The organism is Nocardioides cavernae (genome assembly GCF_016907475.1).
GTDB classification, from domain to species: Bacteria; Actinomycetota; Actinomycetes; order Propionibacteriales; family Nocardioidaceae; genus Nocardioides; species Nocardioides cavernae.
The window spans coordinates 1,903,149-1,919,564 of sequence record NZ_JAFBCA010000001.1; the positions used below are offsets into that span (position 1 = coordinate 1,903,149).

Genomic DNA, 16,416 nt, shown 5'->3' on the forward strand with positions numbered 1-16,416 from the left:
GCGCCAGCCGCTGCCCCCACCGGGGCGCGCCCGCGCGACAATCACACCGGCACAGGAGAGGAGGAGGCGATGAGCAGCACGCTCAGTGACACGACCCGTGACACCTCCGAGGAGACCGCGACCGGCGTGGCCCCCCGTCGCAGCCGCGCCACCCTCCTGCCGTACGCACTCCTGGTCCCGGCCGTGCTGGCGCTGGCGGTGGCGCTCGGCTATCCGCTCGTGCGCCAGGTCGTCCTGTCCCTGCAGGACTACGGCCTCGCCCAGCAGTTCGGCCGGCCTCCGGAGTGGGTGGGCGCCAACAACTACCGCACGCTCGTCGCCGACGGCTACCTGTGGACGGTCACCCTCCGCTCCATCGCCTTCTGCCTCGTCAACGCGGCGCTCACGATGGCGATCGGCGTCGGCCTCGCGCTGCTGATGCGGCACATGTCGCGCGGCGTACGTCTCCTCGTGCAGACCGGGTTGCTGCTCGCGTGGGCGATGCCGGTGGTCGCCTCGCTCACGGTGTGGCAGTGGCTCTTCGACACGCAGTACGGCGTCGTGAACTACGTCCTCACGGGGCTCGGTCTCGACTACGAGGGCCACGGGTGGCTCCTGCGGCCGCTGTCCTTCTTCTTCGTCGCGACCGTGATCGTCGTGTGGATGAGCGTGCCGTTCGTCGCGTTCACGGTCTACGCCGCGCTCACGCAGCTGCCCGAGGAGCTGGTCGAGGCCTCCGAGATCGACGGCGCCGGTCCGGTCTCTCGCTTCCGCCACGTCGTGCTGCCCACCATCCGCCCGGTGCTGCTCGTCGTGGGCCTGCTGCAGATCATCTGGGACCTGCGCGTCTTCTCGCAGATCTACATCCTCCAGAAGGCGGGCGGCAGCGCCCGCGACACGAACCTGCTCGGCACCTACATCTACCGGCTCGGCATCGGCGGTGGCGAGTTCGGCATGTCGGCGGCCGTCGCGATCTTCATGCTCGCCCTCACGGTCGTGCTGACCGCGCCCTACGTCCGCGCCATGCTCCGGCAGGAGGGGGAGGCACGATGAGCCGGCCGACCCGCCCAGCCCTGCGCGTCACCGCCAACACGCTCGGTGTCCTCGCGTTCCTCGTCTCGGCCTTCCCCGTCTACTGGATGGTCAACAGCTCGTTCCTCGCGCGAAACGAGATCCGCAGCCCGACCCCGACCTGGGTGCCCTTCGGTGGTGACCTCGACAACTACCGCACGGTCTTCCGCACCGACCAGTTCCTCGATGCGCTCCAGGTCAGCCTCATGGTCACCGGACTGACGATCACCGTGGCGCTGCTCTTCGCGTTCGTCGCCGCCGTGGCGGTGAGCCGGTTCCGGTTCCGTGGTCGGCTGTCCTTCATCATCACCCTGCTGGTGATCCAGATGATCCCGGTGGAGGGGCTGTTCATCAGCCAGTACAAGATGCTCGAGACGATGGACCTGCTCAACACCGTCGTCGGGCTCACGCTGGTCTACGTCGCCGGCGTGCTGCCCTTCACGATCTGGACGCTGCGCGGCTTCGTCGCGGGGGTGCCGTACGAGCTGGAGGAGGCCGCGATGATGGACGGGTGCACGCGCGTGCAGGCGTTCTTCCGCGTCACGCTGCCGCTGCTCGCCCCCGGCCTGGTCGCGACCGGCGTCTTCGGCTTCATCCAGGCGTGGAACGAGTTCACCCTCGCGCTCGTGGTGATGACGCGTGAGGACCAGCGGACGCTGCCGCTGTGGCTGTCGACCTTCACCGACGTCAACCGCGGCACCGACTGGGGCGGGATCATGGCCGGCTCCACCCTCATCGCCGTGCCCGTCATCATCTTCTTCCTCGTCGTGCAGGGCCGGATGGTCAGTGGACTCACCGCGGGCGCGGTCAAGGGATGACCGCCGAGCAGACGTCCTCGACGGACGACGTACGCACCATGGCGCTGCGGGTGCTCCTGCCCGGCTTCGCGGGCACGACATTGCCCGACGACTACCGCGCGCTGCTCGAGCAGGGTCTCGGCGGCGTCTGCTACTTCGGCAGCAACACCGCCGACGGTCCTGCCGCCCTCGCCGCCCTCAGCGCCGAGATCCGCGCCGCCAACCCCGGCGCCGTGGTCGCGGTGGACGAGGAGGGTGGCGACGTCAGCCGGCTGCACACCCGCGAGCCGAGCCCCGTGCTCGGTGCCGCGGCCCTCGGCGGCGCCGCCGACCTGGAGCTCACCGAGGCCGTCGGTCGATGGGTGGGCCACGAGCTCGCGTCGGTGGGCATCACCCTCGACCTCGCCCCGGACGCCGACGTCAACAGCGACCCCGACAACCCCGTCATCGGCACCCGCAGCTTCGGCCCGGACCCCGAGCAGGTCGCCGCCCACGTCGCGGCCTGGACGCGCGGCCTCCAGTCGACCGGTGTCGCGGCGTGCGCCAAGCACTTCCCCGGCCACGGCGACACCTCCACCGACAGCCACCTCGACCTGCCCCGCATCGACATCGACCCGGACACCCTCGCGACCCGCGAGCTGGTGCCCTTCGACGCCGCGGTCGAGGCGGGCACCGCGGCCGTGATGACGTCGCACATCGTCGTACCCGCGATCGATCCCGACCGTCCGGCGACCCTGAGCCCGCTCGTCCTCGGCATGCTGCGCGAGGTGCTCGGCTTCGACGGCGTGGTCGTCAGCGACGCGCTCGACATGGCCGGGGCGTCCGCCGTGCTCGGCATCCCCGACGCGGCCGTCCAAGCCCTCGCCTCCGGGTGCGACCTCCTCTGCCTCGGCCCCGACAAACCGGCCACGCTGGTGCTGGAGGTCCGCGACGCGATCGTCGCTGCCGTCGCGGACGGCCGCCTGACGCACGACCGGCTCGCGGACGCCGCCCGTCGTGTCGCCGCCATGCGTGTGCCCGCGACCGCGACCCACCCGGAGCTGCCCGACGCCTCCCGACAGGCCGGCGCGGCCGCCTCCGCGACGCGGGTCGACGGCGAGCTGCCCGACCTCGCCGGCGCCGTCGTCGTCAGCGTCGACACCGTGGCCAACATCGCGGTCGGCGACGTGGCGTGGGGCCTCCCGCCGGACCACCGCCTCGACCCGGGGTCGCTTGCGGACGGCCTGCCGGACGTGGTCCCCCACGACGTACCTCTTGTCGTGCAGGTGCGCGATGCCGGCCGACGCCCCGAGGTGCTGAGCTTCCTGCGCGCGCTCGCCGAGGCAGGACGGCCCGCCGTCGTCGTCGAGTGGGGCTGGCCGTCGACCCGCGACGTCGGCCTCACGACCATCAGCACGCGAGGCTCGTCCGCACCGGGCGTCGCCGCGGTGACGCAGCTGCTGCGCGGGGCCGGGTGGACGCGGTGAACGCGGTGAATGCCGCGCTGTCGGGCACGCGGAGCGTCGGCCTGGACATCGGAGGCACCAAGACGCACGGCGTCGTGCTCGGCGAGGACGGCACGATCCTCGCCCAGGTCAGGGAGTCGACCCGACCCGGCGCCGACGGCGTGGTCGCGACCGCGGAGCGGGTCTTCCAGGCCCTCGCGCGGGAGATCGGCGGGAGCGTGGACTGGCGCGTCGGGGTCGGTGTGCCCGGGCTGGTCGACAGCGAGCGCGGGATGCTGCGCCACGCGGTCAACCTCGACGTCAACGGCGACGACCTGCCGCTGCGCGACCTGCTGGTTGAGCGCCTCGGCGTGCCGGTGGTCGTGGAGAACGACGTGAACGCCGCCGCCCTCGCTGCCTGCGCACTGGTCGAGGCCGACGACGTGGTCTACCTCAGCGTCGGCACGGGACTCGCGGCCGGGCTCGTCGTCGACGGTCGGCTGCGTCGCGGCGAGCACGGGGCGGCCGGCGAGATCGGCCACCTGCCGGTCGACCCCGCGGGCCAGGCGTGCGGCTGCGGCCAGACCGGATGCCTGGAGACGATCGCGTCGGGACGGGCCCTCGCGCGGGCCTGGCCCACCCCCGACGGACCGCCCGCCGCGGCACTCTTCGCGGCCGCCGCCGCGGGAGACCCCGCAGCCATCGCCGTGCGCGACCGCTTCTGCTGGGGCGTGGCGAGCGCGGTCCGCGCCCTCGGCCTCACGATCGACCCCGAGCGCATCGTGCTGGGCGGCGGGGTGGCCGAGGTCGGCGAACCGCTGCGCGAGCAGGTGGTCCGGCAGCTGCGCTCGTTGGGGGAGGGGTCACCCTTCCTCGCCTCGCTCGGCCTCGCCGACCGGCTCAGCATGGTGCCGCTGCACTACCCGGTCGCCGCCGTCGGAGCCGCGTTGGTGGCCGCTCGCTGAGCCCGATAGGCGGCGCGGGCTAGGTTGTCGCCGTGGAAGCCGGTACTTGGATCGACGTCCTGCTCGTGGTCGGGTTCATCCTGGTGGGCGGTGTGTTCGCCGCGACCGAGATCGCGCTGGTCTCGCTGCGCTCCGGACAGGTGGAGCGGCTCGACACCCAGGGAGGCCGCGGGCACGCGGTCGCCTCCCTCGCCCGCGACCCCAACCGGTTCCTCTCGGCGGTGCAGATCGGCGTCACCGTGGCGGGCTTCTTCTCCGCCGCCTTCGGTGCCTCGACGCTCGCCCCGTCCTTCGCACCCGTATTCGAGGGCCTCGGCGCCCCGGCGCCCGACACGGTGTCGCTGGTCGTGACCACCCTCGTCGTGTCGTACCTCTCGCTGGTCCTCGGTGAGCTCGTGCCCAAGCGGCTGGCACTGCAGCGCTCGGTCGGGGTCGCCAAGCTCTTCGCGCCGCCGCTCGGCAAGTTCGCGACCGTGATGACACCGGTCATCTGGTTGCTGTCGCTCTCGACCAACCTGCTCGTCCGCCTCCTCGGCGGCAACCCCGACGCCGCCGGCGACGAGGTCGACGAGGAGGAGCTCCGCATGATGATCTCCGGCCACGAGGACATCCCCGAGGGCGAGCGCAAGCTCGTCGACGACGTCTTCGAGGCCGGTGACCGCTCGCTGAGCGAGGTGATGAAGCCGCGTGGCGACGTCGTCTTCCTCCGCGGCGACATGAGCCTCGCCGACGCCGTCGCCGTCATCGTCGAGCAGCCCTACACCCGCTACCCGGTGACCGGTACGTCGTTCGACGAGGTGCTCGGCTACCTCCACCTGCGCGACGTGCTCGGCCGCGCGGACGACAGCTCGACGACGGTCGCCGCCATCACCCGGGAGCTGCCGGTGCTGCCGCGTACCAACCGCGTCCTCCCCTCGATCGACCAGCTGCGGAGCCTCGGAGCGCACATCGCCCTGGTGGTCGACGAGTACGGCGGCACCGACGGCATCGTCACCCTCGAGGACCTCATGGAGGAGCTCGTCGGCGAGATCCACGACGAGTACGACACCGACGCCGAGATCGCCGCGTCCCAGGACCCGACGACCGTGGACGCCGGGCTGACGATCGAGGAGTTCGCCGAGCGGACCGGCGTCGAGCTCGTGGACGGGCCCTACGAGACCGTCGCCGGCTACGTGCTCCACCGCCTCGCCCGGATGGGTGAGGTCGGTGACTCGGTGGTGGTCGAGGGCCGTCCCCTCGAGGTCGTCGAGGTCGACGGCCACCGCATCACCCGCGTACGCCTGAACGCAGCGCCCACCCAGCCGGGGGAGCCCGGCGGGCCTGGCGAGCAGGAGGAGCGGCCGGTCGGGCCGACGCCCCAGCAGCAGGCCTTCGCCGACCACTTCGCCACCTGGGGGCTCTTCCTGCCCGACGACGCCGTCGCCGCGCACCGCGACGGGCACCTCAGGGGGCGCGGGTGGTTGGTCCGGTTCCGCTGGCGCGAGGACGGCACGCTCCTGGTGCGGGCCGATCACCGGATGACCGACGAGCGGCTCTACGGGATCGCCCCCGACGGCAGCGACGTACCGACCGGATGGGAGGTGCCACACGGCGGCGTCTTCACCCCGGCGGGTGCCACCGACCAGGAGAAGGCCGACGCGAGGGCCACGCACGCCGCTGTCTGGGGCACGTACACGCAGGCCGTCCGCGAGGCCGGGCTCGACTTCGACCACGACGTCCCGGATGACCTGGCGGTGGGCAACGACCGCCAGCTGTGGCGCCTCGACGACGACGCGTGGCACTCCGAGCCGCTGCGCCCGAAGGAATAGCGTTCGCGATCTGTCGGTTGGGACCAGTAGGCTGGAGCCGTGGGCTCGGGCCTGCTTGACAACACAAGAGGGGCTGATCGGTTTCGACTTGGGACGTTAGTTCCAGGGGAAGCGGGTCGAGAAGCCAGCGTCATCTCGTAAACGATCGCTGGAAATCCATAGTTGCCAACACCAATCGCAACGACTTCGCTCTCGCTGCCTGAGCAGTGATCGAAGGGTCTGACCGGGCACCCGTCTCCGTCCCGGATCCAGGCCTCATCTAGGGGACTTGCTGGTCACTCTCTGTCAGGAGGGGTGACCGGGACTCAATCCTGACTGGGCCTGTCGGCGACGTGTCTGTGCGAGCGCCGGGGCCGAGAAAGGCGACAACACTGACTGCACCCGGAGAAGACCTGGATCGACGCTCGAGGACCGGGGTTCGATTCCCCGCAGCTCCACAAGCCCCCTCGACGATGAGACCTCTCTGCCACGCACGTCCGGCAGGGAGGTCTTTCGTCGTTCCCGGCCGTCCTCATCCATTGCCGCTGTCACTCATCCCGAACGGGGGAAGCGGCTTCGTCGGCGCAGCAGCAGGCTGGGGGCATGACACGACTGGCGCAGACGCCGCGAGTGCCTGTCGAGGGTGCCGTCCTGCAGGAGCCACAGCTGGCCCTCGACGTCGCTCTGGGAGTGGCCGGTGCGGTCGTCGGCACCGGCGTGGCGCTGGGCCGTGCCGTCGTGGGCCTGCCCCTGCTGCACCAGCGGATGCTCTGGCGTCCCGGCTTCGTCCCCGAGCGCTGGCAACCGGCGACGCTGCTCGACGATGCGGCCCGACACGGCGCGGCTCGCCGCGATGAGATGGTGCGAGCGGCGCAGGCGCTGGTCGACCACTGGACGCCCGCCATCGTGGAGCGGGTGGTCTCCCACCTGGACCTGACCGCGCTGGTCCTTCGCCACGTCGACCTCGACGACGTCGTGCGCGCGGTGGACATCGAGGCGGTCGTCGACCGCGTCGACGTGGACGCGATCGTGAAGCGGGTCGATCTCGACGCGGTCGTGGCGGGCGTCGACATCGACGCGGTCGTGGCGGGCGTGGACCTCGACGCAGCGGTGGCCGGCGTCGACATCGACGCGATCGCCGGGAGGCTCGACATCGATGCCGTGATCGACCGGATCGACCTCGTCGCGATGGTCCAGGAGGTGATCGACGCGATCGACCTGCCCGCCATCATCCGTGACTCGTCCGGCTCCATGGCGTCGGAGACCATCCGTGGCGCACGGATGACGGGGATCTCGGCAGACGAGGCCCTCAGCAGGAGCCTCGAGAACCACCTGTTCCGTCGCCGCCGCAAGCGCGCCGCACCACCGGACCCGCCGTGAACGAGCCGGAGATGGTGAGCGTCCCCCGCGAGGCGCGTTCCTACCAGGGGACCAGCGCCGGAGTCGTCACGCGTCTGGCAGCAGGCATCATCGACGTCCTCCTGGTCGCCGTCGCGCTGGCCGGGTCGTACGCCGCTTGGGCGGCGCTCCGGTTCGTGCTGGAGCCGCGGGACTTCCGCATGCCCGACCCCTCGCTCCTGTGGGTGGTCATCGCCTTCTTCGCCTACCTGGTGCCGTACCTGACGGTCACGTGGTGGATGGCAGGTCGCAGCATCGGCGACCACCTCTGGGGGATCCGGGTGACGTCCCGCAACGGCAGTCAGCTGGGGCTGGTCCGGGCGTTCGCGCGCGCAGCGATGTGCGCGGCATTCCCGGTGGGGCTGCTGTGGTGCGCCGTCGATCGGGACCGCCGGGCGATCCACGACCTGGTGCTGCGCACCTCGGTGATCTACGACTGGATGACCCACCCCTCCGCCCGATGGGGAGCACGCCAAGCCGCCGACTGAGGGATCGTCGTCACCGGACGAAGGGCACGAGCGCCTCGATCGAGTCGGTGGGCGTCTTCAGGGCGATGCCGGTCCCGATCGGGCTGAGCTTCCAGACCGGTCCGTCGCGGAACAGCTTCGCCATGACGAGCCCTGTCTCGCGGACCCCGAGCGTGAGGGTGAACCGGGCGAGCTCGGTGCCGTCGTGGTCGACGAGACGGCAGTAGGCGTTGCGGATGAACTCCAGCGAGTGGCCCTGGTAGCTGCTGACCATGAACAGGATCGTGTCCACCCGCGGGTAGACACGACCCAGGTCCACGGTGATCACCTCGTCGTCACCCTCGCCCTTGCCGGTGGTGTTGTCGCCCAGGTGGACCACGGAGCCGTCACGGGTGGCGAGGTGGTTGAAGAACGCCAGGTCGAAGAACTGGTCGCCGGCGAACTGCACGGCCGAGGCATCGAGGTCGATCGGTGGTGCTCCGCTGCCGATGAACCCGGCCGTGGGGGAGTGGTCCCAGCCGACGGCCATCTGCACCGTGGTCAGGCTCGACCCGTCCTCGGTGGTGAGGGTGAGCTCCTGCCCCTTGGCCAGCTCGATCACGGGTCGCTCCTCCGGTCGATGACGTTCCGAACGTACAGGAACGATCCGATCAGCCGCCGATCTCCAGCTGGGCGATGAGGCCGTCGGCGAGGGTGAAGCGGTAGTCGAGATCGGCGACCCCGCCGGGGAAGTCGCCCTCCAGGTGGTTGACGGCGACCCAGTGGGTGTCGTCGATCCGCCGACCGCCGAGCAGCTCGGTGGTGTAGGTGAACTCGCCGCCCTGGTGGCTCAGGAAGCCGAGCACCTCGGCGGTGCCGCGGAACGTCTCCCCCTGGTCCCGGACGACGGCGGTGGGGGCGAAGGTCCGGGCGGCGGCGTCCACGTCGCGGGCGGCGTGGGCGTCGAGGAAGGTGCGGATGGTGGACGGGAGCTGGGTGGGTGTCACATCTGTGGTGGTCATGGCCACCACGCTGCGTCGTACACCCGCGGGAGGGTCAAGCACTGGACTCTCCCGCAGGGGGAGGGTGCACACTGCGCGCATGCTGGCGATCGGTGAGTTCTCGCGACTGACCCACTTGAGCGTGCGCACGCTGCGCCGCTACCACGACGCGGACCTGTTGGTGCCGGCCACCGTCGACCCCGACAGCGGCTACCGCTACTACAGCGTCGACCAGATCCCGACCGCCCAAGTCATCCACCGGCTCCGCGAGCTCGACGTCCCGCTGCCCGAGGTCCGACGCATCGTGTCCTCCTCCGACCCGGACACGCGCGCGCACCTCGTCGCCGAGCACCTGCACCGCCTCGAGTCAGAGCTGGACCGGACACGCGCTGCCGTGGCGTCGCTGCGTCGGCTGCTCGCGCCCGAGCCCGCGCCCGTCCACGTCGAGCTCCGGTCGGTCCCGGCGACCGAGGTCGCGGCGGTCGAGGGCGACGTGGCGCAGGACGAGGTCCTGGGCTGGTACGCCGGTGCGATGGCCGAGCTGGACGCGGTGGTCCCCGACCCGGCCGGGGCGCCGGGAGGGGTGTACGACAACGCACTCTTCGAGGTCGGTCGCGGCCACGTGCTGGTGCACGTGCCGACGCACGAGGCGCCGAGGTCCGGGCGGGTGCGCCCCGTCGTGCTGCCGCCGGTCGAGCTGGCGGTCGCCACCCACGTCGGCAGCCACGACGACATCGAGGTCACCTACGGCGAGGTGGGCACGTGGGTGGTGGGCAACGCGCTCGCGGTGGCCGGGCCGATCCGGGAGACCTACCTCGTCGGCCCGCGGGACACCGCCGACCCCACCCGCTGGCGCACCGAGATCGGCTGGCCGGTCTTCCGGGTCGCCGGAGGTCGAGATGGGTGACGTCATCGACCCTGCAGCGATCCGGATCGCCCCACTGACGCGGGCCCACGCCGAGGACCTGGCCACCTGGCGCTACGACCCGCCGTACGACGTCTACGACCTCACTGGCGCCGACCCCGACGAGCTGCTCGACCCAGCGCTCGGTTTCCACGCGGTGCTCGCAGGGGAGCGCCTCATCGGCTTCCGCTCGTTCGGACCGGACGGCCAGGTGCCGGGGTGGGAGTACGACGACTCGGCGCTCGACACCGGCGGCGGGCTACGACCCTCGCTCACGGGGCAGGGTCTCGGTCGTGCAGCGATCGGTGCCGGGCTCGCGTTCGGCCGCGCCACCTACGCGCCGCCGGCGTTCCGCGTGACGGTGGCGTCGTTCAACGTCCGTGCGCGTCGCACCGTCGAGTCCCTCGGCTTCGAGCTGGTCGGGTCGTTCGCCGCGCGCCGGGACGGACGCCGGTTCGACGTGCTGGTGCGTCCGGAGGGCGGCTGACGACTGCTGTCAGACGGCCGTCAGACCTGGCGAGCGTGCGCCGACGGGGTGACCGCCCGAGGGTGCAGGATCCCGGCGAGCGCCTCGACGCCGTCGACGAGCCGTGGCCCGGGGCGGGCGAAGTGCCCGTCGGCGTCGACGGCCCACACCGGCACTCCGGGGAACCGGTCGCGCACCTCCTTCGCCAGCAACGCGCTGCCGTCGAGGTCGAAGCCGCACGGCGCGCAGACCACGACGTCCGGCTCGGAGGCGACGGCGTCGTCCCAGGTGATGCGGCTCGACCTCGTGCCCGCGACGCCGAGGGTGGGCTCGCCGCCGGCGCGGACGACCATCTCCGGGATCCAGTGCCCGGGCGCGAAGGGCGGGTCCGTCCACTCCAGCACCAGCACCCGCGGCCGGTCGAGCCCGGCGACGCGCTCGGCGACGGTCGCGAGGCGCGCCTCGAGCTCGGTCACCAGCTCGGTCGCCTGCTCGTCGCGGCCGGTGGTCCGCCCGAGCTCGGTGATCGACGCCAGCACGTCGTCGAGGGTGTGGGGGTCGACCGTCGCCACCTCCGCGCCGCACCCGAGGAAGCCGAGCGCCTCGTCGACGGTGCCGACGTCCACCGCGCAGACGGCGCAGAGGTCCTGGGTGACGACGAGGTCGGCGTCGAGCTCCGCGAGGGCGCCCGCATCGAGGCGGTAGAGGTCCTCACCCGCCGCGAGGGCCGCAGCGACGAAGTCGTCGATCTCCCTCGGCCCGAGCCCCTCCGGCATCGCGGAGGTCGAGACCACGCGCCGCTCACGGGCGGCCGGCGGGTGGTCGCACTCGAACGTGACGCCCACGACGTCGTCACCCGCCCCGACCGCGAACAGGATCTCCGTGGCGGACGGGATGAGCGAGACGATGCGCATCGGGCGAGCCTAGACGTCTCGTGTCACCGGTTTGTCGTCGCCGCGGAAGGCTCTCTTCGCGACAGATCCGAACATCGACAGTCCCGGGCAGCCCATGGTGCAGCCCGCCGGAGCACACACGTGTCGGACTTCTTGCCCTCCGACTGCCGGATCAAGGGCAACATCTCGGACACCTGTACGACGCTGGCGCGCCGAGCCCCGTCGGGATGACCGCAACTCGGTTGGAGGCTCGGCGCATGGCGGAGATCGCGGCCCGCGTTCCAGTACGGCTCGAGCAGCAGCCACTACGGCTTGACGACCTCGCGCAGAGTCTGGATGGCTCGCCCCACGACGTCGCGAGCGGCACCGATCTGCGCCGCGCTCAAGGGTGCTGCGTGCGTGTGCGCACGGTCGATCGCCAGCGCGGCCGCGAACAGGTCCTGGAGCACCTCGGAGTGGACCGCGTCAAGGATGCGCTCGCGTTCCTCGAGGCGGGCAAGGCGCTCGCTGCGCCGGATGTTGCAGACCTGGCCGTGTGACCCGGGCTGGCTGTAGAGGTCGGTGACCGCCACCTCCACCCAGGACCAGGCGCCGTGGACGTGGACCCGGAGCTCACCGACCCGCTCCGCCGAGGTCGGGTCGGCGGCCAGGAGCTCCTCGAACGCATGGTGGTCCTCGGGGTGGATGCGATCTGTGATGGGTGTGCCCACGACCTCTTCAACCGGCCAGCCGAAGAGGTTCGTGACCGCTGGGCTGGCGTAGCTGACGACGTGGTGCTCGTCGACCAGGACCGCGGCGTCGCTGGAGCGCTCCATCAGGTGCCGCACGGCCTCGCCGAGGTTGAGGGAGGCGCCGACGATGCCGATCAGCTCTCCGTCGCGGTACACGCCGCTGTCGGTGACCAGCGCATGCAGCACCTCGCCGCCGCGGCGCCGAACCGGAAAGCCGCCGGACCATGGACGGCCTTCCCGCAGAGCAGCCATGATCTCCGCCGCCGCCCTCTGGGAGACCTCCGGCACCGTCACGTCCGAAATGTCGCGCCCCACGGCCTCCTCGGCGGGCCAGCCGTACAACTGCTCGGCGGCACCGTTCCAGAACAACACCGTGCCCTGCGTGTCAGTGGCGATCACGGCGTGCCCCAGGGCGTGCAACAACTCGCCGGCAGAGGGACGTCCGGGGAGTGCCTCAGTGTCCATGGATCCAGCCTGCGCCGCATGTTTCGCGTGGTCACGGGGCGAAAGACCCGGATTGGACGTCCTGCCCTGCAGCTTCCGCTGCGGTCACGCCCGGACCAGACCCGACGCACTCATCTCGGCAGATCCGCGCGCAACGCGGCAGGTCTGGACGAGAGTCGGCATCAAGACGCCAACCCGGTCGTTTCGCTTGCATCCGCCGCGCCCCGCTGGCCGACCATCGCCACACGGAACAAGAAGAACCGCACCAACCCCGTGCCCAGGTTGCTCGCGATGAGGACTGCCAGCTCCTGCCGCCGCGACGGCTGGGCGACAGTGGCGTCAAGCAGCCACAAGGAGCCTGCCGTCACGGCCAAGCTGAAGCCCAGAAGGGCGAGCCCGAGCGCCTGGTGCTGCACGGTTCGGTCCGTGCCACGGACCCCGAAGGTGACGTAGCGATGCCCGAACGTTCCGGCGATCGTCGACAGGATGAGCGCGAGAGCGTTCGCCGGCTGCGCGCTGAACTGCTCGCGGAGGACGAGGTAGAGCAGTCCGTAGAGCACGTTGAATGCAGCGCCCACGCTGGCAAAGACGACAAGCTGCACCAGGACCGACCGCCGACGCGACATCGCGCCGGTCAAGACCTCAGCGCTCACCCGCGCCGGCAAGAGTCCCTGGGCGCCGTCACTCGCAGTTCCTCGCGAACGCGTCTTCGAGGAGGGCGACGACGCCTTGCTGACGCTCTGAGTACGGCATTGCGGACATCCTGCCCGAGTGCGCGCGGATCGGCATGAGCGGACGCTCGGTCGCGGCAGATTGGGTCGTTCGATGTCGCGGTGGCGCAGTTGCTTGCGGAGTCGACTCGCCGAGGGAAAGCAGGGCGTCGGAACGAAATGTCGCTGCCGGTGGAGCACTCTCTGGGCGGGCAGCGATCGGCAATCGACACCCTTGTCTTTCAGGTGGAATGCCGATTCACTCTCCCGGTGAGCAGCAGCCGGTTGTCGCCGCTCGCGGCGCCGGCTTTTCGCTACTTCTTCATCGGCCAGGTCGTGAACCGGGTTGGCTCGTCGATGGCCGGCGTGGCACTGGCGTTCGCAGTCCTCGACATCGACGACTCCGCGTCGGCACTTGGTTGGGTGCTTGCTGCGTCGAGCGTGCCGACGGTGGTGTTCATGCTCCTGGGTGGAGCGATCGCCGACCGGCTGCCACGAGCCCTGGTCCTGCGTGGGTGCAATCTGGTTCAGGGCGTGGCCCAGTCGCTCACCGCCGGTCTGGTCATCAGTGGACAGGCCGAGATCTGGCACCTGGTCGTCCTGCAGGCGGTGGCCGGCACTGTGTTCGCCGTGAGCTATCCCGCATTCCTCGGGATGGTTCCGATCCTGCTACCGGTCGAGGAGCGTCAGAAGGCGTTCTTGCTCATCGGTCAGGCCACCAGTGCTGTGGGCATCGTCGGCCCGGTGGTGTCGGGCGTGCTGGTGGCGACGGTCGGGCCGGGGTGGGCGCTGGCGGTCGACGCGTCGACCTACCTGGTGGCTGCGGCGCTGCTCCTGCTGGTGCGTCTGCCTGCGGGGGATCGCAGTCAGGCGGAGGCGAGCATCATCGGCGACTTCGTCGCGGGGTGGGCGTTCGCGCGTCACCTGGGGTGGGTGATCCCGGCTGCGTCAGCTGCGTTGGTCTTCAACGCGTTGGTCAGTGGCGCGATCAACGTGCTGGGTCCGGTGATCGCCGACGACACGATCGGCAGCGAGGGATGGGGTCTGGCGAGGTCCGGGCAAGCAGTTGGCGTGTTCGTCGCCGCCTTCTTCCTCGCCAAGGTGACGGTGACCGCGCCGATGAAGGTCATCATGATCGCCTTCGTCGTGTGGTGCGTCCCGATGCTGGTGCTCGGCACGCAGGTGAACGTCTGGATCCTCTCGGCGTCCTTCGTCGTGGCCGGAGCGGCACTGAGCCTGCTGGACCTCTCCTGGAACCTGCTGGTGCAGGAGAAGGTGCCCGAGGCGATGCTGTCGCGGATCATGGCGATCGACGGCTTCTTCTCCTTCGTGGCCACGCCGATCGGCCTCATGGCCGTCGGTCCCCTCGCCGCCGCCTTCGGCGCGCAGCGGGTCGAGCTTGCGTGTTTCGCCATTGCCGTAGTGGTGGCTGCGTTCGCGCTCACCCGACGCACCATCACCAACGTCAGACTGACCGGCGCCCCACCGCCGCAGCTCGCGAGTCAGGACGCCTGAGACACCCCGCGGTCGGGGCTATGCCCCAGGAACCGGTACGTGATGAACGGTGTGTCGCGCGGGCCCGGCCGCGTTGTCGATGTCGCGACCCATCCGTGCCTTCGGTAGAAGTCGATGGCCCGCTGATTTCCTGCCCAGACCTCGAGCAGGCCCACTTCGTGCGCACCCCGCTCGGACTGGAAGACCTCATGTAGGAGCGTTCCGGTCCCGCGCCCGAAACGATCAGGCTGCACGTACAACGCAGCCATCTCCAGCGCGGTCTCGGGGATCCGGACGTGGCGCGCCGAGAGGAACGCCACGATGGTCCCGTCGTCTTCGACGACGAAGGTCACGCCATCCGCAAGGGTCAAGAGGTGCTCCCACATGGCCTCGCGACCGTCCCTCACGTCGGGCGGGTCGCCGTAGTACTCGGCCCTCGACTCCCGATGCACCGACGCAATCGCGGACGCATCCGCAGGAACGGCCAGCCTTACTCGATCCATGTCGCATTCAAGCAAACGGACGATCGCGCATGGCTACCTAGAGACTTCCGGCAGGGTCGGTGGCTCGCTCGCAACGGGCGTGGGGATCGCACCTAGACGTCGAAGACGTTCCAGCAGATCGCGTTGCGCCGGCGCTGGTCCTCCAGCACCAGGTCGCGCACCTCGTCGGGCAGGCGGTCGCGCTGCCACCGGCACTCGTCGCGACGTGCCTCCTCCTCGCGCCCCGCCGGGGCGGCCGCCACAGCCGCCTTGATGGCGTACGCCGCCGCCCCCAGGTCGTGCTCCGCCACATGTGCGACCACCGCGGCCTGTCCGGCGGCGTACGCCGCGAAGCGCGGCGCGCCCTCCAGATCGCGGGCCGCACCCATGGCGTGCCCGCCGAGCGCTCGGGCCTGCATCATCGGCAGCTCGCCGCGCGTCCAGGCACCTGCCGCGGCGATCGCCTCGCGCGGCCTCCGGTCGTCGGGCCGGGCGGCCTCGAAGACCGGGAGCACGTGGTCGGCGCACTCTGCAGCCCACAGCGCGAGCCGGTGGTGGTCCTCGTCGGTCAGCGTGCCGCCGCGCCTGACGGTGATCAGGTGCGGGTCACGCACGGCCGGCAGGATCACGGCTCGACGCTATCGCCGAGCTGATCAGGGCGTCGTCACCAGCAGCCGTGCCACGCCCCCCGCGCGTGGTCGCGGGCGTGGTTGATGGCGCGCACGTACTCGCGGTGCCGGGCGACGGGCTTGCCGCCGTAGACGTACGGCTGGGTGAAGCCGTCCCAAGCCTGGCGGAACGAGAGGTCGCCGTACCCGCCCTGGCGCTGCACGTAGCGCAGCAGCCGGCCGTAGCGGTCCTTCGCGGCCTGGGTGCGGTCGGACACGAGGTGGACGGTCGAGCCGACTGGGGCGAGCCTGCTGAGGTTGGCGGTGGCGTCGTTCGCGCCGCAGCGGCCTCGTTCGGGGGTGTCGATGCCGAGCATGCGCACGGAGACGTGCGCCCCGCCGCGCAGGCGGACGTGGAGGGTGTCGCCGTCGACGACACGGACGACGTTGCCGGTCTCGCGATAGGTCCGGGGTCCCTGCTGGGCGTGGGTCTGGTTGTTGCCGGTGTCGGCGAACTGCTGCGGCGCGGTGTTGCCGCGGCCGATGCACGGGCACGGGTTGGACTCGCACGCGACGCCGTCGCCGTCGTCGTCGAGGCGGTGCGGGTCGCCGCCGCCGGCGTTCAGGAAGAAGTTCTGCGCGCCGGCCTGGCTCGCGAAGTCGCCGCAGTCGCGGTCGACCACGGCAGAGGCAGGCGCCGGAGCCGAGAGTCCGAGGCCCAGGGCGACGATGGCGAGCGCGAGCGCGCGGACGAGCTGATTGTGCATCGGGCCACCCTCACACTGACGTGACCCTGCCGTGAGTGGAACCCGCCAA

General features: G+C 71.1%; 18 protein-coding genes and 1 other RNA gene. 11 read left to right on the forward strand and 8 right to left on the reverse strand.

Annotation, left to right across the window (positions count from 1 at the left end):
• Positions 1 to 69: 69 nt before the first annotated feature.
• The 8 genes from JOD65_RS08790 (at position 70) to JOD65_RS08825 (ending at position 7,909) form a co-directional block, all read left to right on the forward strand.
• Positions 70 to 1,032, forward strand: coding sequence for a carbohydrate ABC transporter permease (locus tag JOD65_RS08790; RefSeq protein ID WP_191196369.1), 963 nt, complete (start codon positions 70 to 72; stop codon positions 1,030 to 1,032).
• Positions 1,029 to 1,868, forward strand: coding sequence for a carbohydrate ABC transporter permease (locus JOD65_RS08795; protein WP_191196370.1), 840 nt, complete (start codon positions 1,029 to 1,031; stop codon positions 1,866 to 1,868). Before JOD65_RS08790 ends, JOD65_RS08795 begins: the two co-directional genes overlap by 4 nt.
• Positions 1,865 to 3,313, forward strand: coding sequence for a glycoside hydrolase family 3 protein (locus JOD65_RS08800; protein WP_191196371.1), 1,449 nt, complete (start codon positions 1,865 to 1,867; stop codon positions 3,311 to 3,313). The genes JOD65_RS08795 and JOD65_RS08800 overlap by 4 nt, the downstream gene beginning before the upstream one ends.
• On the forward strand, positions 3,310 to 4,236 hold the full coding sequence (locus tag JOD65_RS08805) for an ROK family protein (protein WP_307821038.1): 927 nt from the start codon (positions 3,310 to 3,312) through the stop codon (positions 4,234 to 4,236). The genes JOD65_RS08800 and JOD65_RS08805 overlap by 4 nt, the downstream gene beginning before the upstream one ends.
• 32 nt (positions 4,237 to 4,268) lie before the next feature.
• Positions 4,269 to 6,044 carry a hemolysin family protein gene (locus tag JOD65_RS08810; RefSeq protein WP_191196372.1) on the forward strand — a complete coding sequence of 592 codons (1,776 nt, stop codon included), beginning with the start codon at positions 4,269 to 4,271 and terminating at the stop codon, positions 6,042 to 6,044.
• A 69-nt stretch (positions 6,045 to 6,113) separates the two neighbouring features.
• Positions 6,114 to 6,484: a transfer-messenger RNA gene (gene ssrA / locus JOD65_RS08815) on the forward strand.
• Positions 6,485 to 6,626: 142 nt separating this feature from the next.
• On the forward strand, positions 6,627 to 7,403 hold the full coding sequence (locus JOD65_RS08820; RefSeq protein WP_191196373.1) for a hypothetical protein: 777 nt from the start codon (positions 6,627 to 6,629) through the stop codon (positions 7,401 to 7,403).
• An 11-nt stretch (positions 7,404 to 7,414) separates the two neighbouring features.
• Entirely contained in the window at positions 7,415 to 7,909 is a 495-nt protein-coding gene (locus JOD65_RS08825) for an RDD family protein (RefSeq protein WP_191196374.1), read from the forward strand.
• Between the two features lie 10 nt (positions 7,910 to 7,919).
• Here JOD65_RS08825 and JOD65_RS08830 read toward each other — a convergent pair whose 3' ends face one another.
• Positions 7,920 to 8,489, reverse strand: coding sequence for a TerD family protein (locus JOD65_RS08830; protein ID WP_191196375.1), 570 nt, complete (start codon positions 8,487 to 8,489; stop codon positions 7,920 to 7,922).
• Positions 8,490 to 8,538: 49 nt separating this feature from the next.
• Positions 8,539 to 8,889: a nuclear transport factor 2 family protein gene (locus JOD65_RS08835; protein ID WP_191196376.1), complete on the reverse strand. Its 351-nt coding sequence runs from the start codon at positions 8,887 to 8,889 to the stop codon at positions 8,539 to 8,541.
• A gap of 79 nt (positions 8,890 to 8,968) precedes the next feature.
• Here JOD65_RS08835 and JOD65_RS08840 point away from each other — a divergent pair, with 79 nt between their 5' ends.
• Positions 8,969 to 9,775 carry a MerR family transcriptional regulator gene (locus JOD65_RS08840; RefSeq protein ID WP_191196377.1) on the forward strand — a complete coding sequence of 269 codons (807 nt, stop codon included), beginning with the start codon at positions 8,969 to 8,971 and terminating at the stop codon, positions 9,773 to 9,775.
• Positions 9,768 to 10,259 (forward strand): GNAT family N-acetyltransferase, encoded by a 492-nt coding sequence (locus tag JOD65_RS08845; protein WP_191196378.1) that lies wholly within the window; start codon positions 9,768 to 9,770, stop codon positions 10,257 to 10,259. Before JOD65_RS08840 ends, JOD65_RS08845 begins: the two co-directional genes overlap by 8 nt.
• Positions 10,260 to 10,279: 20 nt before the next feature.
• Here JOD65_RS08845 and JOD65_RS08850 read toward each other — a convergent pair whose 3' ends face one another.
• From JOD65_RS08850 to JOD65_RS08860, 3 genes are all read right to left on the reverse strand, one after another.
• Positions 10,280 to 11,152 carry a cobalamin-binding protein gene (locus tag JOD65_RS08850; protein WP_191196379.1) on the reverse strand — a complete coding sequence of 291 codons (873 nt, stop codon included), beginning with the start codon at positions 11,150 to 11,152 and terminating at the stop codon, positions 10,280 to 10,282.
• A gap of 284 nt (positions 11,153 to 11,436) precedes the next feature.
• Entirely contained in the window at positions 11,437 to 12,327 is an 891-nt protein-coding gene (locus JOD65_RS08855; protein ID WP_191196380.1) for a sensor histidine kinase, read from the reverse strand.
• A gap of 161 nt (positions 12,328 to 12,488) precedes the next feature.
• Positions 12,489 to 12,959 carry a GtrA family protein gene (locus tag JOD65_RS08860; RefSeq protein ID WP_191196381.1) on the reverse strand — a complete coding sequence of 157 codons (471 nt, stop codon included), beginning with the start codon at positions 12,957 to 12,959 and terminating at the stop codon, positions 12,489 to 12,491.
• 180 nt (positions 12,960 to 13,139) lie between these two features.
• On the opposite strand from JOD65_RS08860, the gene JOD65_RS08865 reads away from it, so the two are divergent.
• The gene (locus JOD65_RS08865; RefSeq protein WP_191196382.1) at positions 13,140 to 14,531 is read left to right on the forward strand and encodes an MFS transporter; all 1,392 of its coding nucleotides are present in this window, start codon (positions 13,140 to 13,142) and stop codon (positions 14,529 to 14,531) included.
• On the opposite strand, the gene JOD65_RS08870 is transcribed toward JOD65_RS08865, so the two are convergent.
• The 3 genes from JOD65_RS08870 to JOD65_RS08880 form a co-directional block, all read right to left on the reverse strand.
• Complete coding sequence (locus tag JOD65_RS08870) at positions 14,519 to 15,013, reverse strand: GNAT family N-acetyltransferase (protein WP_191196383.1); 495 nt, start codon at positions 15,011 to 15,013, stop codon at positions 14,519 to 14,521. The two genes, JOD65_RS08865 and JOD65_RS08870, sit on opposite strands and share 13 nt — an antisense overlap.
• A 92-nt stretch (positions 15,014 to 15,105) precedes the next feature.
• Positions 15,106 to 15,621, reverse strand: coding sequence for a putative immunity protein (locus JOD65_RS08875; protein ID WP_191196384.1), 516 nt, complete (start codon positions 15,619 to 15,621; stop codon positions 15,106 to 15,108).
• A gap of 35 nt (positions 15,622 to 15,656) precedes the next feature.
• Positions 15,657 to 16,367, reverse strand: coding sequence for an excalibur calcium-binding domain-containing protein (locus tag JOD65_RS08880; RefSeq protein ID WP_191196385.1), 711 nt, complete (start codon positions 16,365 to 16,367; stop codon positions 15,657 to 15,659).
• Positions 16,368 to 16,416 lie beyond the last annotated feature (49 nt).

Coding starts and splice junctions, on each gene's coding strand:
- JOD65_RS08790 (WP_191196369.1), top strand. CDS start 70: ATGAGCAGCACGCTCAGTGACACGACCCGTGACACCTCCGAGGAGACC.
- JOD65_RS08795 (WP_191196370.1), top strand. CDS start 1,029: ATGAGCCGGCCGACCCGCCCAGCCCTGCGCGTCACCGCCAACACGCTC.
- JOD65_RS08800 (WP_191196371.1), top strand. CDS start 1,865: ATGACCGCCGAGCAGACGTCCTCGACGGACGACGTACGCACCATGGCG.
- JOD65_RS08820 (WP_191196373.1), top strand. CDS start 6,627: ATGACACGACTGGCGCAGACGCCGCGAGTGCCTGTCGAGGGTGCCGTC.
- JOD65_RS08825 (WP_191196374.1), top strand. CDS start 7,415: ATGGTGAGCGTCCCCCGCGAGGCGCGTTCCTACCAGGGGACCAGCGCC.
- JOD65_RS08835 (WP_191196376.1), bottom strand. CDS start 8,889: ATGACCACCACAGATGTGACACCCACCCAGCTCCCGTCCACCATCCGC.
- JOD65_RS08840 (WP_191196377.1), top strand. CDS start 8,969: ATGCTGGCGATCGGTGAGTTCTCGCGACTGACCCACTTGAGCGTGCGC.
- JOD65_RS08845 (WP_191196378.1), top strand. CDS start 9,768: ATGGGTGACGTCATCGACCCTGCAGCGATCCGGATCGCCCCACTGACG.
- JOD65_RS08850 (WP_191196379.1), bottom strand. CDS start 11,152: ATGCGCATCGTCTCGCTCATCCCGTCCGCCACGGAGATCCTGTTCGCG.
- JOD65_RS08855 (WP_191196380.1), bottom strand. CDS start 12,327: ATGGACACTGAGGCACTCCCCGGACGTCCCTCTGCCGGCGAGTTGTTG.
- JOD65_RS08870 (WP_191196383.1), bottom strand. CDS start 15,013: ATGGATCGAGTAAGGCTGGCCGTTCCTGCGGATGCGTCCGCGATTGCG.
- JOD65_RS08880 (WP_191196385.1), bottom strand. CDS start 16,367: ATGCACAATCAGCTCGTCCGCGCGCTCGCGCTCGCCATCGTCGCCCTG.